The 25715-nt window shown below is 49.4% G+C and carries 25 protein-coding genes and 2 tRNA genes; 19 read left to right on the top strand and 8 right to left on the bottom strand.

Annotated features, from left to right (window positions below; genetic code table 11):
* Window positions 1-24: 24 nt before the first annotated feature.
* Window positions 25-100, bottom strand: a tRNA-Lys gene (locus ABDZ76_RS09440).
* A 392-nt stretch (window positions 101-492) separates the two neighbouring features.
* Window positions 493-702 (bottom strand): hypothetical protein, encoded by a 210-nt coding sequence (locus ABDZ76_RS09435; protein ID WP_343804645.1) that lies wholly within the window; start codon window positions 700-702, stop codon window positions 493-495.
* A gap of 173 nt (window positions 703-875) precedes the next feature.
* On the opposite strand from ABDZ76_RS09435, the gene ABDZ76_RS09430 reads away from it, so the two are divergent.
* Entirely contained in the window at window positions 876-1802 is a 927-nt protein-coding gene (locus tag ABDZ76_RS09430; RefSeq protein ID WP_343804643.1) for a cation diffusion facilitator family transporter, read from the top strand.
* Window positions 1803-1915: 113 nt separating this feature from the next.
* On the opposite strand, the gene ABDZ76_RS09425 is transcribed toward ABDZ76_RS09430, so the two are convergent.
* Window positions 1916-2368 (bottom strand): MarR family winged helix-turn-helix transcriptional regulator, encoded by a 453-nt coding sequence (locus tag ABDZ76_RS09425; protein WP_343804641.1) that lies wholly within the window; start codon window positions 2366-2368, stop codon window positions 1916-1918.
* A gap of 72 nt (window positions 2369-2440) precedes the next feature.
* Here ABDZ76_RS09425 and ABDZ76_RS09420 point away from each other — a divergent pair, with 72 nt between their 5' ends.
* The 5 genes from ABDZ76_RS09420 to dprA all read left to right on the top strand — a co-directional run bounded on the left by ABDZ76_RS09420 (window position 2441) and on the right by dprA (window position 7083).
* The gene (locus tag ABDZ76_RS09420; RefSeq protein WP_343804639.1) at window positions 2441-2731 is read left to right on the top strand and encodes a DUF1330 domain-containing protein; all 291 of its coding nucleotides are present in this window, start codon (window positions 2441-2443) and stop codon (window positions 2729-2731) included.
* 188 nt (window positions 2732-2919) lie between these two features.
* Window positions 2920-3888 (top strand): aspartate carbamoyltransferase catalytic subunit, encoded by a 969-nt coding sequence (locus ABDZ76_RS09415; RefSeq protein WP_343804637.1) that lies wholly within the window; start codon window positions 2920-2922, stop codon window positions 3886-3888.
* A complete protein-coding gene (locus tag ABDZ76_RS09410) occupies window positions 3885-5171 on the top strand; it encodes a dihydroorotase (RefSeq protein WP_343804635.1) in 1287 nt (428 codons plus the stop codon). Before ABDZ76_RS09415 ends, ABDZ76_RS09410 begins: the two co-directional genes overlap by 4 nt.
* A gap of 71 nt (window positions 5172-5242) precedes the next feature.
* Complete coding sequence (gene plsY / locus ABDZ76_RS09405; RefSeq protein WP_343804782.1) at window positions 5243-5869, top strand: glycerol-3-phosphate 1-O-acyltransferase PlsY; 627 nt, start codon at window positions 5243-5245, stop codon at window positions 5867-5869.
* The gene (dprA, locus tag ABDZ76_RS09400) at window positions 5866-7083 is read left to right on the top strand and encodes a DNA-processing protein DprA (RefSeq protein ID WP_343804633.1); all 1218 of its coding nucleotides are present in this window, start codon (window positions 5866-5868) and stop codon (window positions 7081-7083) included. Before plsY ends, dprA begins: the two co-directional genes overlap by 4 nt.
* A 29-nt stretch (window positions 7084-7112) precedes the next feature.
* Here the strand turns inward: dprA and ABDZ76_RS09395 are convergent, their stop codons facing one another.
* Window positions 7113-7307 carry a hypothetical protein gene (locus ABDZ76_RS09395; protein ID WP_343804631.1) on the bottom strand — a complete coding sequence of 65 codons (195 nt, stop codon included), beginning with the start codon at window positions 7305-7307 and terminating at the stop codon, window positions 7113-7115.
* A gap of 264 nt (window positions 7308-7571) precedes the next feature.
* Between ABDZ76_RS09395 and topA the strand changes: the two genes are divergently transcribed.
* From topA to parE, 10 genes are all read left to right on the top strand, one after another.
* A complete protein-coding gene (gene topA, locus ABDZ76_RS09390; protein WP_343804629.1) occupies window positions 7572-10259 on the top strand; it encodes a type I DNA topoisomerase in 2688 nt (895 codons plus the stop codon).
* Window positions 10260-10262: 3 nt separating this feature from the next.
* Entirely contained in the window at window positions 10263-12638 is a 2376-nt protein-coding gene (gene rnr / locus ABDZ76_RS09385) for a ribonuclease R (RefSeq protein WP_343804627.1), read from the top strand.
* Window positions 12638-13087: a DUF983 domain-containing protein gene (locus tag ABDZ76_RS09380; RefSeq protein WP_343804625.1), complete on the top strand. Its 450-nt coding sequence runs from the start codon at window positions 12638-12640 to the stop codon at window positions 13085-13087. Before rnr ends, ABDZ76_RS09380 begins: the two co-directional genes overlap by 1 nt.
* A gap of 174 nt (window positions 13088-13261) precedes the next feature.
* Window positions 13262-14038, top strand: a complete 777-nt coding sequence (locus ABDZ76_RS09375; RefSeq protein WP_343804623.1) for an NUDIX hydrolase — start codon at window positions 13262-13264, stop codon at window positions 14036-14038.
* A gap of 3 nt (window positions 14039-14041) precedes the next feature.
* Window positions 14042-15220 carry an MFS transporter gene (locus ABDZ76_RS09370; protein WP_343804621.1) on the top strand — a complete coding sequence of 393 codons (1179 nt, stop codon included), beginning with the start codon at window positions 14042-14044 and terminating at the stop codon, window positions 15218-15220.
* A gap of 101 nt (window positions 15221-15321) precedes the next feature.
* On the top strand, window positions 15322-15489 hold the full coding sequence (rpmG, locus tag ABDZ76_RS09365) for a 50S ribosomal protein L33 (RefSeq protein WP_184223200.1): 168 nt from the start codon (window positions 15322-15324) through the stop codon (window positions 15487-15489).
* 225 nt (window positions 15490-15714) lie between these two features.
* Window positions 15715-15954, top strand: a complete 240-nt coding sequence (locus tag ABDZ76_RS09360; protein ID WP_184223202.1) for a BolA/IbaG family iron-sulfur metabolism protein — start codon at window positions 15715-15717, stop codon at window positions 15952-15954.
* A gap of 178 nt (window positions 15955-16132) precedes the next feature.
* A complete protein-coding gene (grxD, locus tag ABDZ76_RS09355; RefSeq protein WP_184223204.1) occupies window positions 16133-16465 on the top strand; it encodes a Grx4 family monothiol glutaredoxin in 333 nt (110 codons plus the stop codon).
* Between the two features lie 366 nt (window positions 16466-16831).
* Window positions 16832-18091, top strand: a complete 1260-nt coding sequence (locus ABDZ76_RS09350) for a multidrug effflux MFS transporter (protein WP_374844605.1) — start codon at window positions 16832-16834, stop codon at window positions 18089-18091.
* Between the two features lie 356 nt (window positions 18092-18447).
* Window positions 18448-20604 carry a DNA topoisomerase IV subunit B gene (gene parE, locus ABDZ76_RS09345; RefSeq protein WP_343804615.1) on the top strand — a complete coding sequence of 719 codons (2157 nt, stop codon included), beginning with the start codon at window positions 18448-18450 and terminating at the stop codon, window positions 20602-20604.
* A 76-nt stretch (window positions 20605-20680) separates the two neighbouring features.
* Here the strand turns inward: parE and ABDZ76_RS09340 are convergent, their stop codons facing one another.
* The 3 genes from ABDZ76_RS09340 to galE all read right to left on the bottom strand — a co-directional run bounded on the left by ABDZ76_RS09340 (window position 20681) and on the right by galE (window position 23018).
* Window positions 20681-21001: a 2Fe-2S iron-sulfur cluster-binding protein gene (locus ABDZ76_RS09340; RefSeq protein WP_343804613.1), complete on the bottom strand. Its 321-nt coding sequence runs from the start codon at window positions 20999-21001 to the stop codon at window positions 20681-20683.
* 114 nt (window positions 21002-21115) lie between these two features.
* On the bottom strand, window positions 21116-21946 hold the full coding sequence (locus ABDZ76_RS09335) for a class I SAM-dependent DNA methyltransferase (protein WP_374844613.1): 831 nt from the start codon (window positions 21944-21946) through the stop codon (window positions 21116-21118).
* 73 nt (window positions 21947-22019) lie between these two features.
* Complete coding sequence (gene galE / locus ABDZ76_RS09330; protein WP_343804609.1) at window positions 22020-23018, bottom strand: UDP-glucose 4-epimerase GalE; 999 nt, start codon at window positions 23016-23018, stop codon at window positions 22020-22022.
* 174 nt (window positions 23019-23192) lie between these two features.
* On the opposite strand from galE, the gene mazG reads away from it, so the two are divergent.
* The 3 genes from mazG (at window position 23193) to ABDZ76_RS09315 (ending at window position 24891) form a co-directional block, all read left to right on the top strand.
* On the top strand, window positions 23193-24017 hold the full coding sequence (gene mazG / locus ABDZ76_RS09325) for a nucleoside triphosphate pyrophosphohydrolase (RefSeq protein ID WP_343804778.1): 825 nt from the start codon (window positions 23193-23195) through the stop codon (window positions 24015-24017).
* An 89-nt stretch (window positions 24018-24106) separates the two neighbouring features.
* Entirely contained in the window at window positions 24107-24550 is a 444-nt protein-coding gene (locus ABDZ76_RS09320) for a universal stress protein (protein ID WP_343804607.1), read from the top strand.
* A gap of 264 nt (window positions 24551-24814) precedes the next feature.
* Window positions 24815-24891 (top strand) — tRNA-Asp (locus ABDZ76_RS09315).
* A gap of 215 nt (window positions 24892-25106) precedes the next feature.
* On the opposite strand, the gene ABDZ76_RS09310 is transcribed toward ABDZ76_RS09315, so the two are convergent.
* On the bottom strand, window positions 25107-25715 hold the full coding sequence (locus ABDZ76_RS09310; protein WP_374844614.1) for an ABC-type transport auxiliary lipoprotein family protein: 609 nt from the start codon (window positions 25713-25715) through the stop codon (window positions 25107-25109).

Here is a 25715-nt window from a genome sequence, read left to right as displayed (position 1 = left end):
AAACCATTCTAATCATTGTTAGAATGGTGAGCGCGCACGGGTTCGAACCGTGGACCTACTGATTAAAAGTCAGTTGCTCTACCTGCTGAGCTACGCGCTCCCTTGTGGAAGAAGTTGTTGTCTCCCTCAGAAGTTGGCCGATACATAAGGCGCACTTTCGGATTGGTCAACACCCAAAAAACAGAAATCGTAAGAAATCGCATTTTATTTCGTTTTTCACGCCAAAACACCTATCTATGATTGACATAAACATTACTTAAACACTGATTGGTTGTGAATTTTATCCACACCCCGTCAAACTTCCTGCTAAAATGATTCCTGTAGCCCATTGAAATCGCATCATTTTAATCGATTCCACGAATCTCTTTGCCGAATCCTGCAAAAGATTCGTCTGTAACAGCTGTACGATTCTAAAAAATTTTGAAAAATGCTTCGAAAAAACAAAAAGGGCGCTTGAAACAAGCGCCCTTTTTAAAACCATCGTGGTAAGTTTTACTTCTTTTGAAGGTTTTGGATTTTTCCGGCAACAAACCAGCCGATAATTGGTGTTACAACAAAACTCACGGCAGCCAGAATGATCATTGGATAGATCGGGCTCTTCGCCAAAGCAGGCACCGTCAGAATTACAATAAAACCAGAACCGACCATAACCATAAAGGCGATGGAGCCCAGAAATAACGACATCTGCATCTGAGTAGACATAACAACTCCGTAAAGGGGCAAAACAGATCACTTCTAGCGTGAAACTATCGTGAGATTTAGAACTATTCAATATTATAAACGATGTTCACGCATTGATCCTGATCAACTTTAAAAATATACCCTGTTTGTAAACAATTAAATTTTATTTGAACTGCATAATGCCGGAGTGAATTTTGCATAGCGAACAATCCATTCTCAAAACATCGATTACTGTTACAATATTTTTGGCCGGATTCGGCGTACTTTTCGGTCTGCTCGCAGGCTCCTTCTCTATTGTCTTTGATGGTGTCTATCTGCTCATTGATGCAGCGCTTAGTGGTCTTGCATTAATTGTCGCAAGATTGATCAGCCTCTCCACCCTGCCCGAGCCACCAAGCGGCAAACTGCGTGACCGTTTCACCATGGGCTTCTGGCATCTGGAACCAATGGTGCTTGGCCTCAATGGCCTGATGCTCACCGGTGTCTCTATCTATGCTCTGATTAATGCGATTGGCAGCTTAATGTCGGGTGGCAGACACCTCGAATTCAGCTATGCCGTGTTTTATGCAGCTTTTGCCTTGGTGGTTTGTATTTTGATGGGCTGGCTGGAAATGCGCGCCAACCGCAAACTGCAATCAGATTTCGTCGCGCTGGATGCCAAGGCATGGTATATGTCAGCAGGCATTACCGCAGCGCTCTTTATCGCGTTTTTGATCGGGATGATGCTAGAAGGCACAAGTCTGGACTGGTTGCTTCCCTATATCGATCCGGCCGTACTAACAATTGTATGTCTTATTATTATACCAATGCCGTTTGCCACCATCAGACAAGCGCTGGCAGACATGCTTTTATTCACACCGATCGAACTGAAAGAAAATGCCGAAACAGTCGCGCAGGAATTTGTCGAGCGTTATGGCTTTCTCTCCTACCGTGCATATGTCGCTAAAGTTGGCCGCGGCACTCAAATCGAGCTTTATTTTATTGTGCCATCCGACTGGCCAGCCAAGAAGCTGGAAGAATGGGATGCCATCCGCGATGAGCTGGCTGATGCCTTGGGCGAGCGAAGCCCTGACCGTTGGTTGACAATTGCCTTTACCACCGAACCGGAATGGGCTGATTAAGCCTTCGTTGGGATGTTCTAATTTTTCGTCATCAAGGTTGCGGCTCCGGCCGCAACCAATGCACGACCGGATATAAGTGACAAGAGATTTCAAGACCGCTTGATCAAAAAACGTCACAACGAACTGAGCGCTTTTGTCAGCGCTGCCATTGCCTTCGTCACAGAAGATAATCTGTCGTCGCCCATTTGATGCGATAATTCTTGTTTAGCCGCTTTCCAGACCGGCACAACATCTGACATTAAAGCCTGTCCGGCATCGGTCAGGTTCAATCGTTTGCCTAAACGACCCCGCCCGCCTTCCGTAAATATCAGACCGCGTGTCACCAAATGCTGCACATTACGGCTAAGGGTGGTTGCATCAACACCTGCACTTGTTGCCAGCTGAACCACTGTCGCGTCTTTATGAGCACCGGCACCTACTAAAAGAGCAAACTGCTCAGCTGTTAATCCAAATGGTTTGAAACATATATTATAATAACGCGTGATTGCACGCGCCGTTGCCCGTGCCTGAAATGCAGGACATTCAGAAGCAATTCTCTCCAAAGATGCAGAATCCCATTCACTCATTTATATCGCCTCGACAATTCAAGAGAACATAAATACTGTATATACATTATTTTACAATATGGAGATAAAACAATGCCAGCATATGTTCATATCAATCTTCGTGTCACAGACCCCGCCAAACAAGCAGCACTTGCACCACGCTTCCAGGCAGCTCTGCATGATGCAGGTGGAAAAATAGTCCATTTCGGGCCCGTAGTGCAGGTTCTTGAAGGCGATGACACACCTCTCCCGCTGGCTGGTATTTTTGAGTTTCCCACACTTGCTGAAGCAACAGCTTTTTATAACTCCGAAAAATACATGCCCATCAAGCTGGAACGCATGCAGGCTCAGGAAGCAAGAATGTTCATTGTCGAAACCAATTGAGCTTTGTCATCCGAGTTCTTTTTATTGCACGCAGCAGCAAACTAATTTTCAAAGGCTCTGAGTGAGCCTTTTTTGCTTGTAACAATGCATTCGCACCATCTTCACTTTTTAAATTCAAGATTTTTACGTAGACTCACGATAAGTCTGCTTGCGGCGCGCCTTACAGCGTCTTATAGGGATAACTTGCCATGACATCACAAAACGTTTCCCCGCTGTTCCCTCATCGCCATTTGCTTGGCATTAAGGGACTATCGCCGCTGGACATCGATTGCCTGCTTGATCTTGCTGATCAGGAAGTGGCTGTTTCACGCCAGTTTGAAAAGAAAAAAACAACCTTGCGCGGCAGAACACAGATCAATCTGTTTTTTGAAGCTTCTACGCGCACGCAATCCTCCTTTGAGCTTGCAGGCAAGCGCTTGGGTGCAGACGTTATGAACATGTCTGTCGGTAATTCCTCCGTTAAAAAAGGGGAAACACTGATTGATACAGCCATGACGCTCAATGCAATGCAGCCGGATATTCTGGTTATCCGCCATGCGTCTGCCGGTGCTGCTGCTCTTCTTGCCCAAAAAGTCGGCTGTTCGGTAGTCAATGCCGGTGACGGTGCCCATGAACATCCAACCCAAGCCCTGCTTGATGCACTCACCATTCGCCGTGCCAAAGGCAAAATCGGCCGCTTAATTGTCGCGATTTGCGGCGATGTGCTGCATTCGCGCGTTGCGCGATCCAATATTTTGCTGCTCAACACCATGGGCGCCCGTGTGCGTGTGATTGCCCCGTCAACACTTCTTCCGGCCGGCATTGCGAATATGGGCGTTGAAGTTTTCAACTCCATGGAAGAAGGTTTGAAAGACGCCGATGTCGTGATGATGCTGCGTTTGCAGCGTGAGCGCATGGCTGGTTCTTTTGTGCCGTCAGTGCGTGAATATTTCCGCTTTTACGGTCTTGATAAAGAAAAACTAAAATATGCCAAGCCTGACGCGCTGGTCATGCATCCGGGCCCGATGAACCGTGGTGTTGAAATTGCCTCTGATGTTGCAGATGGCCCGCAAAGCGCCATTCAAAATCAGGTGGAAATGGGCGTTGCAGTGCGCATGGCTGTTATGGAAGCCCTGCTTGATCCGCGTCGCACTCAAAGCACGGGAGAAAATCGATGAAACCGGTTTGCTTTACCAATGCCCGTATCGTTGACCCATCCCGTCAGATGGATGAAACCGGCACTCTTATTGTACAAGACGGCAAGATTCTGGCTTCAGGCGCAGATGCCCGTAATCAAGGCGTACCGGATGGTTGTGAAACCATCGATCTGCAAGGCAAAACTATTCTGCCCGGCCTCGTTGATGCGCGCGTTTTTGTGGGCGAACCTGGTGCCGAACATCGTGAAACGATTGCTTCTGCCAGCCGTGCAGCCGCCGCAGGTGGTGTTACTTCCTTCATCATGATGCCGGATACAGATCCGGTGATTGATGATGTGGCACTGGTTGAATTCGTCAAGCGCACAGCGCGTGACACCGCAGTTGTGAATGTATATCCGGCAGCAGCCATCACTTGCGGCTTGAAAGGTGAAGAACTCACCGAATTTGGCCTGTTACGTGCCGCAGGCGCTGTCGCTTTCAGCGAAGGCCGCAATACGATTGTCAACACCCAGACAATGCGTCGTGCCCTCACCTATGCCCGTGACTTCAATGCAGTGATTTCCTGTGAAGCGCGTGACCCCTATTTGGGTGCCAGTGGCGTGATGAATGAAGGCTTGCTTGCCAGCTGGCTTGGTCTTTCCGGCACCCCGCGGGAAGCCGAACTTATTCCGCTTGAGCGTGATTTGCGCTTGGCTGCCCTCACCAAAGGCTTTTACCATGCCAGCCAGATTTCATGCGAAATGTCGGCCAATGCGGTTCGTAAAGCCAAAGCGGATGCAGCTAATGTAACGGCTGGTATTTCCATCAATCATTTGTCACTCAATGAAAATGACATTGGTGAGTTCCGCACATTCTTCCGTCTGTCGCCACCGCTGCGACAAGAAGAAGATCGTTTGGCAATGATTGAAGCCATCAAGGACGGCACGATTGATATTATCGTCTCTGCCCATGACCCGCAGGATGTTGACACCAAGCGCCTGCCATTTGCGGATGCGGAAGCCGGCGCAATCGGACTTGAAACATTGCTTGGAGCGGCTCTGCGTCTTTATCACAATGAAGATTTGAGCTTGCTGCGTCTCACAGAAGTGCTTTCCACCGCACCAGCGCGTATTTTCGGCCTTGATGCAGGCACACTCAAACCGGGCGCTTCGGCAGATCTGATTGTAGTCGATCTGGAAGAGCCTTGGGTTGTGCATGAAAAAGATCTGCATTCACTGTCGAAAAACAGTTGTTTTGAAGGTGCGCGCTTAACCGGACGTGTCTTACAAACAATGGTTGCTGGAAAAACAGTTTTCGAACTGTAATATAAAAAATAAACAGGCTATCGTAACAAGATAGCCTGTAAACTGGCTTGCATCGATTCAATCGCGCCAATATGGGCGATGCACATAATAAGAATACCTCATGGGAGGCCCACATTTTTTTAATTATTGCAGCTCTTGCCCTGGGCTATTTGCTGGGCTCCATTCCTTTTGGCCTTGTGCTCACCAAAATGGCAGGGCTTGGCGATGTTCGCTCCATTGGTTCCGGTAATATCGGTGCGACCAATGTGCTACGTACCGGCAATAAAAAGCTCGCCGGTGCCACCTTAATTTGTGACATGCTGAAAGGCACAGCGGCGGTGCTGATTGCCAGTTATTTTGGCGGCAATGCTGCCTTGGCAGCAGGGCTTGGCGCTTTTATAGGCCACACATTTCCGGTCTGGCTTGGATTTAAAGGCGGCAAAGGCGTTGCCACTTATTTGGGCGTGCTGATTGCACTTGCTTGGCAGGTTGCGTTGATCTTTGCCGGAGTCTGGCTGCTGATTGCAGTTCTGACCCGCTATTCATCTCTCTCCGCATTGGTGGCCTGTGTCATTGCACCGATTGCGCTTTATTTGCAGGGCAATATCTATACGGCCATGCTGATGGGTGTTTTAACCGTCCTTATCTTTATCAAGCATCACGCCAATATCACCCGCCTGATTGATGGCAGTGAAAGCAAGATCGGCGCTAAAAAATGAATAATCAGGCGGTTTCATCCCATGGAATACGCCTGTCCGACCAGCAAAGACTGAATTGGTTACGTCTTATCCGCAGTGAGAATATCGGCCCTGTCACATTCCGGGATCTGATTTTACACTGCGGCTCTGCCAGTAATGCACTGGAAATGATTCCCGAACTCAGCCGACGCGGCGGTGCTTACCGTCGCATCCGCCTCGCCTCCCTTGATCAGGTCAGCCGCGAAATGGAAGCCGTCGAGCGTTTGGGCGCACGGCTTATCGGCATGGGTGAGCCGGATTATCCGCTCTATTTGAAGAACTGTGATGCTCCGCCCCCCTTAATCACTGTCAAAGGTGATTTATCGGTTTTTGCCAAGCCGCCCGTTGGCATTGTCGGTTCGCGCAATGCCTCGATTGCAGGGGCAAGATTCACGCAACAAATAGCTGCTGAATTAGGTAAGGCCGGATTTGCCATCATCTCCGGTCTGGCGCGCGGTATTGATGCGAACGCCCATCAATATAGCTTGAAAACAGGCACGGTTGCGGTGCTGGCTGGCGGCATAGACCGCCCTTATCCGCCACAAAACATTGGCCTTTATCATGAAATCCCAGAAAATGGCGGCGCAGTAGTCAGTGAAATGCCGCTGGGCTGGGAGCCACGCGCGCAAGATTTCCCGCGCCGCAACCGAATCATCGCCGCTCTTTCATCCGGATTACTCGTTGTGGAAGCTGCCAAACGTTCCGGCTCATTGATCACAGCGCGTATGGCAGGCGAATTGGGGCGCGTGGTATTTTCGGTTCCCGGCTCCCCGCTTGATCCGCGGGCGGGCGGCACTAATGACCTGATTAAACACGGCGCGCTTCTGGTGACCGAAGCCAATGACATTATCGAGGCTTTATCCCCGCAGCTCATCAGACAAGGTGAAGACAGTCCATTATCACAACCAACCGGTCAGCTAAGTTTTACAATTGAGGAAGCAGAGCAAAATTATCAGTCACCCTCAATGCAACATGTAACACCTGAGCCGGTCAAACCAACGCCACCAGCCTCAGATAAAGACAGGGAGCAAATCACCAGTCTGCTAAGCCCTGTTCCGGTCTCTGTGGATGAAATCATTCGCCATACAGGCATTGAAGCTGCACAGGTTTTCCTGATTTTGCTGGAGCTTGATCTGGCAGGCCAACTCACGCGCTATCCCAACGGCCATGTGGCTTTGGTACCGGTCAATGAATGAATTAAGCTTGAAACAGTGATATTCAATACCTAATTGACCATTCGTCCCATAGACTGCAATTGCTGTTCTTGCGCCTTTATCTGATCGCGACTTTCAAGAACGGCCATTTCCAGCAAATAAACCAACACCTGACTGTCTGTGCTTTTTGCCATTACCCGCATATTGCACAGCATATCTTCAATATATTGCAGAATATCAATTTTGTTAAATCGTACATCGCCCATTATCTCCCCCGCTCCGTCATTTTAAAATTGCATGTCTGAAATAATTTTAAGCATGGCACATAATATCGCATTTTCTTTTAAGCTTTAATCTGAATACTCTTGTTACTAGTACTTATCAACATATAAAACCATTGGTTGTAATTTGAATAAAAATCATGGCGCACTCTTGACCAAATGGTCTGCGCTGTTCATGTGATGGGAAACCCTCGCCATTCGGGCATGTGCATAAAAACACTGTGGGGACCAGGAATTTAGGCTGTTGTAATGAACGTCGTCGTTGTCGAATCGCCTGCCAAGGCTAAAACTATCAATAAATATCTGGGGTCAGACTATACAGTTCTGGCATCCTTTGGTCATGTGCGCGATTTGCCTGCCAAAGACGGCTCTGTCCGCCCTGATGAAGATTTTGAAATGTCGTGGGAAGTTGACAGTCAGTCTTCCAAACGGCTTGCTGATATTATCAAAGCACTGAAAGACAGTGACAGCCTCATTCTGGCAACTGACCCTGATCGCGAAGGGGAAGCCATTTCATGGCATGTGCTGGAAGTTTTAAATAAGAAAAAAGCCATTGGCTCCAAGCCGGTCAAACGCGTTGTTTTCAACGCGATCACCAAAAAGGCTGTGCTGGATGCAATGGCTAATCCGCGTGATATCGACATGCCGCTGGTGGATGCCTATCTGGCACGCCGCGCACTCGATTATCTCGTTGGCTTCAATCTGTCGCCGGTTTTGTGGCGCAAGCTGCCCGGTGCCCGCTCGGCAGGCCGTGTGCAATCTGTTGCACTGCGTCTCGTCAGCGACCGCGAAAACGAAATCGAGCGTTTCGTTCGTGAAGAATATTGGAGCATTGCCGGCAAGCTGCAAACACCGCGCAGCGATGATTTTACCGCTCGCCTCACCTCACTGGACGGCAAGCGCCTAGGCAAGCTCGACATTAAAAATGAAGAGCAGGCAACCGCTATCCGCACCATGCTGGAAGGCGCTGAATTTAAAGCGGCATCCGTTGAAGCAAAGCCGACAAAGCGCAATCCGGGCCCTCCGTTCACCACTTCGACACTGCAACAGGCCGCATCCGGCCAGCTTGGTTTTAGTGCATCACGCACTATGCAGGTAGCGCAGCGCCTTTATGAAGGTATTGATATCGGCGGCGAAACCACCGGTCTTATCACTTATATGCGTACCGATGGTGTGCAGATGGCGCCGGAAGCAATTCAGGCCGCACGCTCTGCTATCGGCAAAACCTTCTCCGACAAATATGTACCGGAGAAGCCACGCTATTATTCGACAAAAGCTAAAAACGCTCAGGAAGCGCACGAAGCAATCCGCCCGACGGATTTCTCACGCCATCCAAAAGAAATGCGCCGTTATCTCGATGATGATCAGGCACGTCTTTATGAGCTGATCTGGAAGCGTGCGATTGCCTCCCAGATGCAGTCGGCTGATATTGAACGCACAACCGTTGATATTGAAGCCACCAACGGCTCCCGCGCTGCTATGCTGCGCGCAACCGGTTCTGTCACACGTTTTGACGGCTTTCTGGCGGCCTATATGGATCACCGCGAAGAAGAGGATGAAGACGAAGACAGCGCACGTCTGCCGGAAATTATTGCCGGTGAAAAACTGGTGCGTCAAACCATTGATGCAACCCAGCATTCCACTGAGCCGCCTCCGCGCTATTCGGAAGCATCACTCATCAAAAAGATGGAAGAGCTCGGCATCGGCCGCCCTTCCACTTATGCAGCCACCCTCGCAACCTTGCGTGACCGTGAATATATTACGATTGAAAAACGTAAGCTTATTCCGGAAGCTAAAGGCCGTCTGGTAACTGCCTTCTTGGAAAACTTCTTCAAGCGCTATGTGGAATATGATTTCACGGCTGATCTGGAAGAAAAGCTCGATCTGATTTCCGATGGCAAACTGCTTTGGAAAGACGTGCTGCGTGAATTCTGGACAGATTTCTCCGGCACAATCGACGGGACCAAAGAACTGCGCGTCACCAATGTGCTGGATGCGCTTAACGAAGCTTTGGCACCAATGGCATTTCCTGATCGGGGCGATGGCAGTGATCCGCGCAGCTGCCCGACCTGCGGTGTTGGACAGCTGTCGCTGAAACTTGGCAAATATGGCGCTTTTGTTGGTTGCTCCAACTATCCTGAATGTAAATTCACCCGCCAGTTCAGCGGTGAAGAAGGTGCTGATGGCGCCAATGGTTCCAATGAACCAAAAGTGCTTGGTCAGGATCCGGAAACACAGGAAGACATCACCGCGCGCACGGGTCGTTTCGGCCCTTATTTGCAGCGTGGCGAAGGTAAAGAAGCCAAACGCGCCAGCCTGCCGAAAGGCTGGACGCTGGATACGGTTGATTTTGAAAAAGCGCTGGCACTGCTCGCCTTGCCGCGCGATGTCGGCGTCCATCCTGAAACGGCTAAAATGATTTCAGCCGGTATTGGTCGTTATGGTCCTTATGTGATGCATGACGGCACCTATGCCAATGTTGAAAATGTCGATGAAGTTTTCACCATCGGCATCAACCGCGCTGTTTCCGTTCTTGCTGACAAAGCTTCCAAAGGTGGCGGACGCACGCGCTCAACACCAGCGGCTTTGGCAACACTTGGCGACCATCCGGATGGCGGCTCCATCACTGTGCGTGACGGACGCTATGGCCCATATGTCAATTGGGGCAAGATCAATGCCACATTGCCAAAGGGCAAAGATCCGGCAACCGTGACTTTAGAAGAAGCCTTGCAGCTGATTACCGACAAGGCTGGCTCATCCAAGTCAAAGGCCAAGAAGGCTCCGGCTAAAAAAGCTGCTGCAAAAGAAAAAGCACCGGCTAAGGCTAAAGCAGAAGCAAAGCCTAAAGCTCCGGCCAAGGCGAAAGCTGCTGCCAAGCCAAAGGCAGCAGCTAAAACGACGACGAAAAAGAAAGCCGCAACGGCTGAAGAGGAATAAAAATTGGCACGTCGCTCCCACACCAGTCCCGAAAAGGGCAAATCTATGCGTACAGAACGGCGTGCCTCGAAAGCCAAATCAGGCTCGAATGAGTCTGGTCGGGCAGATACAAGCCTTGCTTATTTGCCGACGCGTGAAGATATTCTCAAATTCATTGAAGAAAATCCTGATCGCGCCGGTAAACGCGACATTGCCAAAGCTTTTAATCTTAAAGGCAATGCGCGTATCCATCTGAAAGACATTCTGCGTGACCTCACCGATGAAGGTGAATTGGAGAAGCGCTCCAAGAAATTGTCACGTCCGGGCTCCATGCCGTCCATTGCTGTGCTCGACATCACAGGCCGCGACAGCGATGGCGGTCTGATGGCGCGTCCTGCTGATTGGCCAGCAGATGATGAGAATAAAGCACCGCTTGTTCTCATTCGCCGTAGCCGTGAAGATAAAGGCCCTGCGGTTGGCATTGGCGACCGGATCATGGCGAAAATCTTCCGCAACTCGGATAATTCCGGCCCTCGCTTTACAGCGCGTTTGATTAAACGCTTAGAACGTCATGAAAATTCTGTGCTTGGCGTTTTGCGCCAGACAGAAAAAGGTGATTGGCGTCTTGAGCCGGTTGATAGAAAACAACCGGAAGTGCTTATTGATAAAGATCAGATCGGCGAAGCAAAAGCCGGTGATCTGGTTGAGGTTGAAGTCACTCGTTCCAAGCGTTTCGGCCCATCGCGTGGCAAGGTCTCGCAGGTGGTTGGTGCGCTCGACAGCGAAAAAGCGCTTTCGATGATTGCCATCCATGCGCATGATATTCCGCATGTCTTCCCTGAAGAAGTGCTGGAGCAAGCTGAAAAATGCAAACCGCTGGAACTGGGCAAACGCGAAGACTGGCGCAACATCCCGCTTGTCACCATTGATCCGGCAGATGCCAAGGATCATGATGATGCAGTCTATGCTGAGCGCGATGAAGACCCGAATAATCTTGGCGGTTATATTGTCTATGTCGCCATTGCCGATGTGGCAGCCTATGTGACATCCGGCTCACCAATGGACAGAGAAGCTCTGCGCCGTGGTAACTCGGTCTATTTTCCAGACCGTGTTGTGCCTATGTTGCCGGAACGTATTTCCAATAATCTTTGCTCTTTGCGTGAGGGCGAAGATCGTCCGGCACTTGCGGCACGGATGATTTTCACCGCTGAGGGTCGCAAAAAGTCCCATACATTCCACCGCGTGATGATGCGCTCGGCTGCACATCTTGCCTATGGGCAAGCACAGGCTGCCATTGATGGCGCACCTGATGATGTTACAGCACCAATCATGGAAAGCGTGCTGAAGCCTCTGTGGGAAGCCTATTTTGTCATGAAGCGCGGCCGCGACAATCGCCAGCCGCTTGAACTTGACCTGCCGGAAAAGAAAATCCTCCTCACCCCTGAGGGCAAAGTTGACAAGGTGATTATCCCTGAGCGTCTTGATGCGCATAAGCTCATCGAGGAATGCATGATTCAGGCGAATGTCTCTGCTGCCGAAACCTTGGAGCAGAAAAAACAGCCTTTGATTTTCCGCATCCATGATTCTCCGTCCATGGCGAAGCAGGAAGGTTTGCGTGAATTTTTGCGCAGCCTCAATATCAGCCTTGCACGCGGTGCTGAACTCAGACCCGCCCAGTTTAACGGCATCCTGTCTCAGGTCAAAGATACCGATCACGAAGAGCTGGTTAATCAGGTGGTGTTGCGCTCGCAAAGTCAGGCGGAATACAGCCCTGAAAATATCGGCCATTTTGGCTTGAATTTACACAAATATGCGCATTTCACCTCACCAATCCGCCGTTATGCCGATCTGATCGTCCATCGCGCTCTTATTGGCTCGCTGCATTTGGGTGCTGGCGGAATTACGCCGCATGAAGAAGCAAGTTTAGCAGAAATTGCCGCCGAGATTTCGCAAATGGAACGCCGCGCCATGCTGGCAGAACGTGAAACGGTGGATCGCCTGATTGCGCACCATCTGGCAGGCCAGATTGGTGACACATTTCAGGGGCGCGTTTCAGGCGTAACAAAAGCCGGATTGTTTGTAGCACTTGCGACATATGGTGCAGATGGCTTTATTCCCATTTCAACTTTAGGTTATGAATACTATTTATATGACGAGGCTAATCATTCTGTAGCGGGTGAGCGCAGCGGTAAAGGGTACCGGCTCGGCGATATTGTGGATGTGAAGCTTATCGAAGCACTGCCGGTTGCCGGTGCGCTTCGTTTTGAAATGGTTTCTGAACCGCGTCCGCTGCCTACAACGACAAAATCTTTCCATAAGTCAAAACGGGCAGGTCGCATGAGCCGTGGAAAATCCGGTCCCTCAGCCGCATTTCCAGGCAGCCGAAAAAGAGGTCGCTGATGAGCGCGTTACAGGTAAAAACAGTTGAACCACCGCAGGTTTTCGGCGGTGACCATGAACATACACAACGCCCTGCCCGTTCGCTCGGGCAAGCCATGTGGCGTGGAATGCTTTGCCGCTGCCCCCATTGCGGTGAAGGCAAACTTTTCCGTAAATATTTGAAATCCGTCGATGCATGTGCAGTTTGCGGCGAAGATTATCGTGCCCAGCGCGCTGACGATCTGCCAGCCTACCTAACTGTTGTGATCGTCGGCCATATTGTCATTGCTGGTGCAATGATCATGGAAGCATCGACCACATGGCCGCTGCTGGTGCACCTGGCCATCTGGTCACCCCTGACTATTTTATTGTCTCTCGCAATGCTGCAACCGATCAAAGGTTCCATCATCGGGTTACAATGGGCAAATTATATGCACGGCTTCGGCGGTGAAGAAAAAGGCGACGCGTAAAACGCCTCTCCTCTTGTCAAAAATAACAAACGGCCGGCTTAATCATTGTCATTCAAGCTGGCCGTTTTCTTGAAAGCACGTAAAATCTGTTTGAAACCGTTGCAATAAATGCTCAGAGCAGCAAAGCAGCATCGGCTTTCCGGCTTACGGGTGGTTTAAAAGGGCAGTTATTTCATGTCGGCGTCTCATCACAATCCGCGCTATGCAGAATCATTTCCGCAAAAACCTGTGTCGGATAAGCCCGGCCTAAGAAAACGCCCTAAAGACGCTGCTTCTTTGTTATTGATCGACCGCTCGCAGTCACAACCTCGCGTTTTAATGGGGCGGCGCAACGCCAAACTCGCCTTCATGCCCGGTAAATATGTGTTTCCCGGTGGCCGTACCGACCTGCAAGACGGCTCCATTGCGGCTGCATCCGAACTTTTAGAAACAGATCAAAACAAACTTCTGGCAAGTATGGGCTCGCGCCCGTCAGTGCGGCGTGCGCGTGCTTTAGGCTTATGTGCGATTCGTGAAACCTTTGAAGAAACCGGCTTGCGTCTTTCCACTCCGGCACGCATTGATGATTCCAATGTGTCGGATCACAATCATCCCGATTGGGGTGAATTTTTAAAATCCGGCGATCTGCCCCATCTTTCCAAACTGCGTTATTTTGCGCGTGCTATTACGCCGCCGCATCATGTGCGCCGTTTTGACACCCGTTTTTTCATGGCTTTTCGCGACACATTGCCGGATTTGCACATTCAGCAGTTGAAACCCAGTGGTGAACTGGAAGATTTGAGCTGGATTACATTCAATCAGGCGCTTGAACTTGATATTCTCGAAATTACCGAATCTATTTTAAAACATGCCCAAGTACTGTTAGACGATAACAGGTCATCATTGCCTGCCTCCATTCCGGTGGTGCAATATAGCCCCCGTTATGGTCGCTATCTGCGTGAAGTAATCTGATTAATGACAAATCTGCCACCCTCTGATGAAGCAGTAATCTTCAACTGGCGCTCGCTGGGCGCTGCCATTGCAACAATCAGTGCTGTTGGCGCTGCCATCGGCTTAGGAATTCCGCTATTAAGCGTACTTCTGGAAAGCCGTGGCTATTCCTCCACTGTCATTGGTGCCAATACGGCTTTTGCAGGCCTAGCCTCTATTGCCGCAGCACCGCTTGCCTCCCCCATTGCCTCAAAGCTTGGTGTGGTGCGCACCATTTTTATCATGCTGCTGATTGGTGGCGCTGCCTTTATCGGCTTCCATTTCTTCCAGGATATCTGGATGTGGTTTGTGCTGCGTGTCATTTTGCACTTTGCGCTCACCGTCCTGTTTGTCTTGTCCGAATATTGGATCAACGCCTCCGCACCGCCGGAGAAGCGCGGCTTTGTGCTTGGTCTTTATGCCACCTCCTTCGCGATGGGCTTTGCGTTGGGGCCATGGCTCTTCTCAAGAATTGGCAGTGCCGGTATGATGCCGTTTGGCGTTGGCTTCTGCATTATCATGCTCGCTATCATTCCCGTGCTGATCGCATGGCGTGACAGTCCTGATTTTGAAGAAGGCGAACATGTACCTTTTCTGCCTTTCATCTTCACTGTCCCCACCGCCACAATGGCCGTTTTTGTCTTTGGTGCGGTGGAAACCGGCGGCCTTGCACTCTTTCCGGTCTTTGGCGCTAAAATCGGCTACCCGGAAGGCGACACAGCCCTGCTGCTGACCATTATCGGCCTTGGCAACGTGATGATGCAAATTCCGCTTGGCCTCGTCAGTGACCGTATTTCGGACAGACGCAAGCTATTGCTCTTTTGCGCAGTCACCGGCCTTGGCGGAATGATTGGCATGCCATTTTTACTCGGCAACTGGTATTTGCTGGCTATTTGCCTTTTCTTATGGGGCGGTGTTGTCGCAGGTCTTTACACGATCGGCCTTGCCCATCTGGGCTCTTCCCTCAAAGGACGTGAGCTTGCATCAGCCAATGCGGCCTTCGTTTTTTGCTATGCAATCGGCATGCTAACCGGCCCTCAGCTGGTCGGTATTGGCATGGATGTGGTGGGCGTAAACGGTTTTCCGCTCGTTCTGGGCATCTTTTTTGCCGGATATGCCATTATTGCTGCAATACGTTTGATGAGATTCAATAAGCGGGGTTGACTTTTCTCTGGTTTTTCGTAGTGTCGCGCCGAATTTCCGCTACCGGGTGAAGTCGCCGGAATCGCTGGCGGTTTCAATTTTAAAAGAGCAGGTATAGCGAAATGGCTAAGGCTAACACGATCAAGATCAAGCTTTTGTCAACCGCAGATACGGGTTTCTTCTACGTAACGAAGAAGAACAGCCGTACGATGACGGAAAAAATGACAAAGACTAAATACGACCCAGTCGTAAGAAAACACGTTGAATTCAAGGAAACCAAGATCAAGTAATCTTGTTCCTGAAAGCGTTAAAAAGCCACTCTTCACGAGTGGCTTTTTTTATAATTCCCCACCCCGATATTAATCATCAGCCGCGACCAAAAGAACCGCCCCGTCCATAAACCGGTGCAGGCCTTGCCTTGGCTCATGCTTATTGTCATTATCAATCCTAATTCCCATATCTGATCAGCAAATATGCGAATTACAGTTTAATTCTTTGAATTGACGGAGAACAACATGGCTATGGATGCTCACGAGATCGAAAAACTCATTCGCGTCGGAATTCCTGACGCACAGGTGACGATCCGTGACCTTGCCGGAGATGGTGATCATTACGCCGCCGAAGTTATTGCGGAAAGCTTCCGTGGTAAATCGCGCGTACAGCAACATCAGATGGTCTATGAAGCTTTAAGCGGCAATATGGGCAATGCACTGCACGCCCTCGCCTTGCAAACAAGTGTGCCTGAAAAGGTATAAGCCTGAAGCTTTCTATGTGAGCTGTAATTGCCGCAGTGTTTAAGACAATGTTGCATTGAACTTAAAAAAGTGGTTTTTACAGCTTAACATCGAACAGACCTGATCATTTTTTGATCACATCCGACAATTCGGACAGAAATTTCTGCTGATTGAGCGGAAAAAGAAAAGGACGAAGAATATGAGCGGCATCAACGAACTTATTGACAGTGAAGTAAAAAATAATGATGTCGTACTTTTCCTGAAAGGTACGCCTGGTTTCCCTCAGTGCGGTTTTTCCGGACAGGTTGTACAGATTCTGGATTACATCGGCGTTGATTACAAAGGAATCAACGTGTTGGCATCGGACGAAATGCGTAACGGCATTAAAGAATATTCCAACTGGCCAACCATTCCTCAGCTTTACGTTAAAGGTGAGTTCATTGGCGGTTGCGATATCACCCGTGAAATGTTCCAGTCCGGTGAACTGAAAGCGCTCTTTGAAGAAAAAGGCATCGCTATTAAAGCGGCCTGATTCCCATCATTCTTCTTCAATGAATGTTTTAAGGTGCCGGTCTCCGGCACCTTTGCTGTTTTTCAGCCTCAGTGTTATTAAATGTCATATTGAGGTTTTCTTTATCTTCACGACCTCGTGAACATGCACATTCATACAGATGTTGCTATTCACGACCTAATTTCACTATTCAATTGATTCAACCAATCATTGAAATATGTTTTTAAAATATTATTGCTTGATTATACTGGTCATTCATAAGATCGGGGGGTCAAACGATAATTTCTGGTCAACCCAACCGCATTTCACGGGCACGATAGACTTAAACAATACGGTTTAAGTGCTATTTCGGGTTGATCATATGTATGCCGCAGACAGGAGAGTATTTTGCCAATTGATATAAAACAGGGTCACTCCGAACCAACGACCGGCATGCGCGGTCGTGGCGAATTTATTGCTCTGATTGCAGCGGTTATGGCGATTAACGCTCTGGCAATTGACATCATGCTTCCGGGACTACAGGAAATTGGTGCCAGCCTTGGTGTTGAATCTGAAAACCATCGGCAATTCGTCATTACGGCTTATTTGCTGGGCTTAGGCGTTTCGCAATTATTCTACGGGCCATTGAGTGACCGTTTCGGAAGACGAATTCCACTTTTTGTCGGCACAAGCATTTATATTGTCACCGCATTGGCGTCCGCCTTCACCACCAGCTTTTCCATGTTGATTGCGCTGCGTGTTTTACAAGGCATTGGTGCCGCAGGTACGCGTGTTATTGCCGTTTCTATTGTGCGTGACCTCTACGGCGGCCGTCAGATGGCCGAAGTCATGTCGCTGATTATGATGGTCTTCATGATCCTGCCGGTGATTGCACCTGCAACCGGTCAGTTCATCATGCTGTTTGGTGAATGGCACCTGATTTTTGTCTTTATGGCAGTTTCAGCGGCGGTAGTAATGGTGTGGGTTTATTTCCGCATGCCGGAAACACTGGCTGAAGAAAAAAGACGTTCACTGTCGATTACAAGCCTTGCACAGTCCTTCAGCCTCGTGCTGACCAACCGTGTGGCCTTTTTCTATATGCTCGGCACATCCTTCATCCTAGGCACTTTGTTCGGCTTTATCGGCTCATCGCAGCAGATCTATGTCGGCATTTATGAACTGGGTGAATTGTTCCCGCTGGCTTTTGCGGTTGTCGCAGCCACAATGGCGCTGTCTTCCTTCCTCAACTCACGCTTTGTCGGCCGTTATGGTATGCGCCGCATTTCACAAACAATGCTGTTTGTCTTTATCTGCTTCAGCTTGTTGTGGTTCGTGTTGTCATTGAGCTTTGAAGGGCCTGTGCCGCTGTTCCTGCTTTTGCCGCTTTACATGGTCATCATGTTCTCGTTCGGGCAGATCACCTCGAACTTCAACGCGCTTGCGATGGAGCCGTTGGGAGCTGTTGCCGGAACTGCATCGTCGGTGCTTGGCTTCACCCAGACAACCGTGGGCGCGACGTTGGGCGCCATCATCGGCCAATCCTTTGATGGTACCACGACACCAATCGCACTGGGCTTTACCATTCTTGGCATTATCAGCTTCATCTGCATGCTGATTGCAGAACGCGGCAAGCTGTTTGCATCTCAGCATCAGGCGCCCAAGCCATAAGGTTCTAAGGCATCTGATCAAATAAACAAAAATCCGGCATGTAATTTCAAACATGCCGGATTTCTTCATTTTAATGCACCCGCATTGAAAGTCGTTTTCTTATTCCTTGACCGCTGTCAATCAGCGCAAAAGGGTTTGTGTGTGAAAAGTCCGTGCAAAACTTGACGTTTTGGTGGGAATGCGACAGAACATAAAGCGAACCTTATTCGCTTTTTATGAATTGGCATGGCATGATATGGGTGATTCGAAAGTACGCATTGCTGAAATCAATGCTCATGTTACAAAACAATAGACAGTGACGAATAATTTGCAGCTCTTGAAGCGGTATATTTAATAGATAGGCTGAACCGAAGCACATGGACAACAACAACGATCTTTTTTCAAGTGTTGTGAGTAAAGCCCGTGAAAGGCAAACAGCGTCAAAAGCTGATAGCGAGGCGCTGACCGCTGCTGCGCCGGCTGTCAGTGCTGTGGCGCCTGCCCCTGCAGCTGAAGACGCAACAGTAACAAAGCCGGTTTCCGCCGCCCCCCCCCCTCCCGCACCGGAAGAGCCGTTTAAGCGCGCAACACTTGCAGCTGATAATGGTGATTATAACGCCTCCGCCATCCGTGTTCTGGAAGGCTTGGAGCCGGTACGTCTGCGCCCGGGTATGTATATCGGCGGCACCGACGAAAAGGCGATGCACCATCTCTTTGCTGAAGTCATCGACAACTCGATGGACGAGGCCGTTGCGGGACACGCCAATTTTATCGAAGTCAGCCTTGATGCTGATGGTTTCTTGTCGGTCAGCGATAATGGTCGTGGTATTCCGATCGACAATCACCCGCAGGTTCCGGGAAAATCCACGCTTGAAGTCATCATGACCAAGCTGCATGCCGGTGGTAAGTTTGATGGCAAGGCCTATGAAACATCCGGCGGTTTGCATGGCGTTGGTGTGTCGGTTGTGAATGCGCTTTCCGATGTGCTGGAAGTGGAAGTCGCGCGTAATCGCCGTCTGTACCGCCAGTGCTTCTCACGCGGTATTCCGCAAGGCGGGCTGGAAGAGCTCGGCGAAGTGCATAACCGCCGTGGAACACGTCTGCGTTTCCATCCTGATCCGGATATTTTCGGCAAAAATGCCAAATTTGACCCGACGCGCATTTATCGCATGGCGCGCTCGAAAGCCTATTTGTTTGGCGGCGTTGAAATCCGCTGGAGCTGTGACCCGTCACTTCTCGACCCGAAACAGGATACACCTGAAAAGGCCGTCTTCCATTTCCCGGGCGGATTGAAGGACTATCTCGCCACCACTCTGGGCAAAGACTTTCAGGTCACGCGCGAAATTTTTGCCGGTAAAACCGAGGCGCAAGGCCGTCACGGTGCGATGGAATGGGCTGTTAGCTGGTATGGCGGCGATGCGTTCGTCCATTCCTATTGTAATACGATCCCGACCGGCGATGGCGGCACGCATGAAGCAGGGCTTCGTATCGCGCTCACACGCGGCCTGAAAGCCTATGCAGAGCTGACCAACAACAAGCGCGCTTCTGTCATTACCACTGATGACGTAATGACCTCAGCTGCTGCGATGCTTTCGGTGTTTATTCGTGAGCCGGAATTTGTCGGTCAGACGAAAGACAAGCTTGCAACGGTTGAAGCACAGCGCATTGTTGAAAATGCCATTCGTGATCCGTTTGACCATTGGCTGGCGGCCTCCCCGCAAGAAGCTTCCAAGCTGCTGGATTGGGTGATTGAGCGCGCGGAAGAACGTCTGCGCCGTCGTCAGGAAAAAGAAGTCAATCGCAAAACGGCCGTGCGCAAACTGCGTCTGCCGGGTAAACTTGCCGACTGTTCACAAAACTCGGCAGATAATGCCGAACTCTTCATCGTTGAGGGTGATTCCGCGGGCGGTTCAGCCAAACAGGCACGTAACCGTACCAATCAGGCAATTTTGCCACTGCGTGGTAAAATTCTCAACGTCGCCAGCGCCGGACGTGACAAGCTCACTGCAAACCAACAGATTGCAGATATTATTCAAGCGCTTGGTTGTGGCACACGCTCCAAATACCGCGAAGAAGATTTGCGCTATGACCGCATCATCATCATGACGGATGCTGACGTGGATGGTGCACACATTGCTTCGCTACTGATTACCTTCTTCTATCAGGAAATGCCTGATCTCATCAGCAACGGCCATCTCTATTTGGCTGTTCCGCCGCTTTACCGTTTGAGCCAAGGCGGCAAAACGGCTTATGCGCGTGATGATGCCCATAAGGATGAGTTGCTGCGGACACATTTCAGCAGCCGTGGCAAAGTTGAAATCGGTCGCTTTAAAGGCTTGGGCGAAATGCGCGCTGAGCAGTTGAAGGAAACGACGATGGATCCGGCCAAACGCACACTCTTGCGCGTTGAGATTGATCACAGCATTGAAGAAGCAACAAAAGCAACAGTTGATGATCTGATGGGCACCAAGCCGGAAGCCCGCTTCCGCTTCATTCAGGAAAATGCCGAGTTTGCCGACAAGCTCGACATTTAAGCATTGATATAACAGACATAAAAAAAGCCGGAGTGTTAAACGCACTCCGGCTTTTTTATTTATTCAATGAAATAACTTAACCCTGACGTTCAGGCAACCGCACAACAAGACCATTGATTTCATCACGAACTCTGATCTGGCAAGACAGACGGGAATTCGGCTGCACATCATAGGCAAAATCCAGCATATCCTCTTCCATCGCGTCAGGTTCGCCAACGACCTCAAGCCATGCATCATCCACATAAACGTGACAGGTAGCGCAGGCGCATGCACCGCCGCAATCAGCATCAATCCCCGGAATACCATTGCGAATTGCCGCTTCCATAACGCTGGAGCCATTCGGGCTCTCCACCTCATAGGGAGTGCCTTCCGCAGTGATATAAGTAATCTTCGTCATTACTTGCCTCAAACTTTTAAAATTATCCGGCCATTATCCGGTCAAACTTGTTATCTTGTTTGACCAGATACGTATTATTAGCCCAAAGTTCAACCATACAGCGTCAAAGTGCCGTCAAAGCGCCCGTGCGACGATCAATTGTCCTGGCACTGGATGGCCTTGTTCGTGGCGCACCGTAATATTTTCGCAAGCCAGACACTCAAAGCCATTGACCTCCATCAGCTTGCGCAGATAGCTCTCGGCATGTGCAAAGCGCTGATAAGCGCCAACCATGAAATCACGCCCCTGAAAAACGTCCTGCGATTGTGTTTCAGATGAAAAAGCGATCATGCCACCTTTATTGATGCGCGCTTTCAAGCCGGCAAAGAAAGCCTCCAACGCCCCCATATAAGGCAGTACATCAGTTGCAACAATCAAATCCCAGTTATCTGCGGTCGTCTTTTGCAAAAACAGCACGACTTCACTGACAAAAAGCTCGTCATAATCGCCTTTCTCATAAGCGATTTCGATCATGTTTTCCGACAAATCAACGCCGGTTTTATGATCAGCCATATCGTCGAGCGCATCAGCGGAAAGACCGGTGCCGCAACCCAAATCAAGCATTCGCGTGAAATTGCAGTCTTCATCCAGCCCCAGCAACACTTCGCGCAATTGCAACGGCACATCATAACCAAGCTGATCGACCAAAATCGTGTCAAACATATCCGCATGCTGGTCAAACAATGTTGCGACATAAGCATCTGGTGCCTTTGGAGGCACTTCGCCCTTGCCCATACTGGCAAGGCGCACGGCTGCGCCACCATGATCGGACGGATCAATTTTGAGAACTTCTTGATAGGCCAGACTGGCCGCTTCAAAATCACCTGCTTTTTCAAGTCTTAAAGCGCGATCATAAGCTTCTTCCAGCGCTTCTTCATCAAAAGCCGCAGGGGTTTCATTATTCATTGTCATCAAAATTTCCTTTAAACGGATGATCCGCACCCGCATAGTCGCGCTTTTTTTGAGATTAACTCAATAATTATACAACGTTTTTAGATTGCCAGTTCCACATGTCCTGGCACATTTCAGAAAGCGTTTTTTGCGCTGTCCAGTTCAATATTTCGTTGGCTTGTGTCGGATCTGCATAATATTCAGCAATATCACCGGCTCTGCGTTCCGCAATCTCATAAGGGATTATCTGACCAGTCACCGTTTCAAAAGCTCTGATCACCTCAAAAACACTATAACCCTGCCCTGAACCCAGATTAAGTGTCAGACATTGCGGTTCAGCCAGCTTTTTCAGTGCCCGCACATGGCCTTTAGCCACATCTTCAACATGGATATAATCACGCACGCCCGTACCATCACGGGTCGGATAATCACTTCCCCAAATCATCAGTTTTTCACGTTTGCCACTGGCAACCTGTGCAATCAGTGGCATCAGATTGTTAGGTATACCTTTCGGGTCTTCACCAATCAAACCACTTTCATGCGCACCAACCGGATTGAAATAACGCAAAATTGCAATATGCCAGTTTTTATTACCGCGATGAATATCGCGCAAAATATCTTCAACAACGAGTTTACTACGACCATAGGTATTTGCCGGCGCCAACCGGTGATCTTCATTAAAAGGCAATTGCTCCGGTTCACCATAAACGGTTGCCGATGAGCTAAAGACTATCTTTTTCACATCAACTGAGCGCATTGCTTCAAGTAAGCGGATAGTGCCGACCACATTGCAATCATAATAATGCAATGGTTTCTCAGTCGATTCTGCAACTGATTTCAGTCCGGCAAAATGCATCACTGCATCACATTTATGGCGCTTTAAAACCTGTTCCAAGAACGTGCGGTCACGCACATCACCAGCTTCGCGAAACAATGTTCGTCCGGTGATTTCCTCCACGCGGCGCAACACGTCCGGATGACTATTATCAAAATTATCAACCACCACCACATCATAGCCAGCTTCCAACAGCTCGACACATGTGTGTGATCCTATATAACCGGCACCACCGGTCACCATAACAGCCATGATTTTCGCCTTTCCGGGGCCTTTTCAGCCGCTTATAAACAGTGGCTTTTATGTTATATTGTTCTTTTTTATGAAATTAAAAGAACACGTCAAAAAACACATAAAGCCGTGCCCAACCATGATAGACATATTAAGAATCGAATAGTATCGCAACGGATAGATTTGGAGTTTATTTTGCAACCTTCCGGCAAAATTGAACGGCTGCTTGAAATTATGGCAGCCTTACGCGATCCTGAAACCGGCTGCCCGTGGGATGTCGAACAAAGTTTCGAAACCATTGCTCCTTATACGCTTGAAGAAGTCTATGAAGTGCTGGATGCCATCGAGCGGCAGGACAAAGATGACTTGCGTGAAGAGCTTGGCGATTTGCTGCTGCAAGTGGTGTTCCACGCACGCATTGCCGAAGAAGAAGGCTCGTTCAACTTTGCCGATGTAGTACAGGCTATCACGCATAAAATGATCCGCCGTCATCCGCATGTGTTTGGCGATGAGGAAGCACGCAGTGCCGGCATGGCCAAGGGTGCATGGGGCCGCATCAAGCAGGAAGAAAAAGCCGAACGTGAGGCACGCCGCGCTAAAGCCGGTCTGCCGACATTGGAAGAAAATGGCTATCTTGATGATATTCCGCGCGCCTTCCCTGCACTTTTGCGCGCTTTGAAGCTGCAATTGAAAGCCGCCAAGGTCGGTTTTGATTGGAGCGAGCCGGAACCTATACTGGCAAAGATTGAAGAAGAAATCGCAGAACTGAAACAGGCAAAACTTTCTGCCAATCAAAACCATATCGAAGAAGAATATGGTGATTTGCTATTTGCGATGGTCAATCTTGGCCGTCATTTAAATATCGATCCGGAAATTGCCCTGATGCGCGCCAATGACAAATTTCTCAATCGTTTTCACTATATTGAGAAAAGCCTCAAACAAAACGGCTCATCACCGGAGCAATCCGATCTGGAAGAAATGGAAGCACTCTGGCAGCAAGCCAAGAAAAGCGGCTTTTAAATATCTCACATTCTGAAGAGCTTGATTCCGATCAATGTCATGCCAATGCAAAACGCTTAAAGCATGAACATCACACCAAAGGGGATTGAATGTTTAAGCATATTTTAGTCGCAGCTGACGGCTCGGAAACCTCCAATAAAAGCATCAAATATGCGGTCGAACTGGCAAAGCAGCACAAGTGCGAGCTGACGGTGCTCACAGTTACCATCCCCTATTCGCTTTCAAGCTTTTCTGTTGCTTGGCAAAATGCACCGCTTGATAGCGATGATTACGATAAAAGCATCGAAGAGGCTGCGACCCAGATTCTTGAAGAAGCACGCGAGATTGCTGCGGTTTCGGGGATTGTCATGGCAACCCGCCATATTTCAGAAGTCTCTGCCGCCACGGCCATTGTTGATACAGCTGATCAATTGGGCTGCGATTTGATTATTATGGCTTCGCATGGCCGACGTGGCGTTGTCAGAAAGCTTTTAGGCAGCCAGACCAACGAAGTTTTGCAGATGAGCCCGATTCCGGTTCTGGTTTATAAATAAGCGTGAATTGGGCATTATTGCCGCAGTTTCAAATGCTTAAACCAATCGCAAAGGCAATTTGAAAAGGGAAAACTCCCTTTTCATGCCATTTTCCGACAATTTAAGCGCGTTGTGAATGATTAGCCTGTGGGCAATTAAAACTTTTGTCATATTGTGCAAAATACAGCATTGACGAATGCAATATATAACATTAAACAACCACACATGTTCAGCAGCAATGCTAAACAGCTAAGGCCTTCAAATTGAAAGCCTCTTTTAAAATGCGCGGGTGTAGCTCAGTTGGTTAGAGTGCCGGCCTGTCACGCCGGAGGTCGCGGGTTCGAGCCCCGTCACTCGCGCCATTTTAAAAACAGCAGTTGAGATTATCTCCTGTAAATTTCCAAATTGTCACTGCCAAAGATAATGATCAGATGTTTTATCTGACACATATCCGTATGTGAATTTCATGCGAAAACCAGCACACAAGAATCATTGCTGCAATATTTTTCTCCCTGATTCTGTCCAATAAAAAAGCCACCCCGCAGGATGGCTTTTAAAAGCACTTATACGCAATTGATTACATTGCAGAAAATGTCCAGCTGACGATTTCAGCTGCGGTTTTCTCAAATGCCTGATCCAGTGCCTTGAGATAAGCAGCATTGCCGCTGCCCTGCACCGCAACCACATTGCGGAACACTCTGGTGGCACGGACATTGCCATTCTTATCATCCATCAGCTTTACAGCCAGCTCCACCACAGCGGTTTGCGGCGATGTAGAGGCGTGGATGCCAAACTCACGAACATCGGTCAGCACCTGATAATTGATGGCCAAACCATCACCAGGGCGCCCTACGCCACCAAGCAGACCGGTATTTTCATAGCTCTGCACTAAACGTGACTGGATGATATTCGGCAGACGATCACCCCATTGCGCACCGCTCAGATAAGCGATGGAACCGGATGCCGGATTGACCACAATATTCTCGCTATCGAGCGCTTTCAAAGCAGTCGGAGCGGCCACCAGCAGCTGCACAGATTTACGGCTTTTGGCCGTTACTGCCGGACGCGGCGCACTCAAACTATAGGTATCAAGCGGCGTTGTTGTGCCACAAGAGGCCAGCAAACCGCCAAGACCCGCAACCATCAGGCCAAGTTTTGCACCACGCAGGAGCTTGACATCAAACAT

This window comes from Paenochrobactrum glaciei, assembly GCF_039522165.1.
Taxonomy (GTDB): domain Bacteria; phylum Pseudomonadota; class Alphaproteobacteria; order Rhizobiales; family Rhizobiaceae; genus Paenochrobactrum; species Paenochrobactrum glaciei.
Note: the sequence above shows the minus strand (reverse complement) of the source record. Positions and strands in the feature narration are given on the sequence as shown.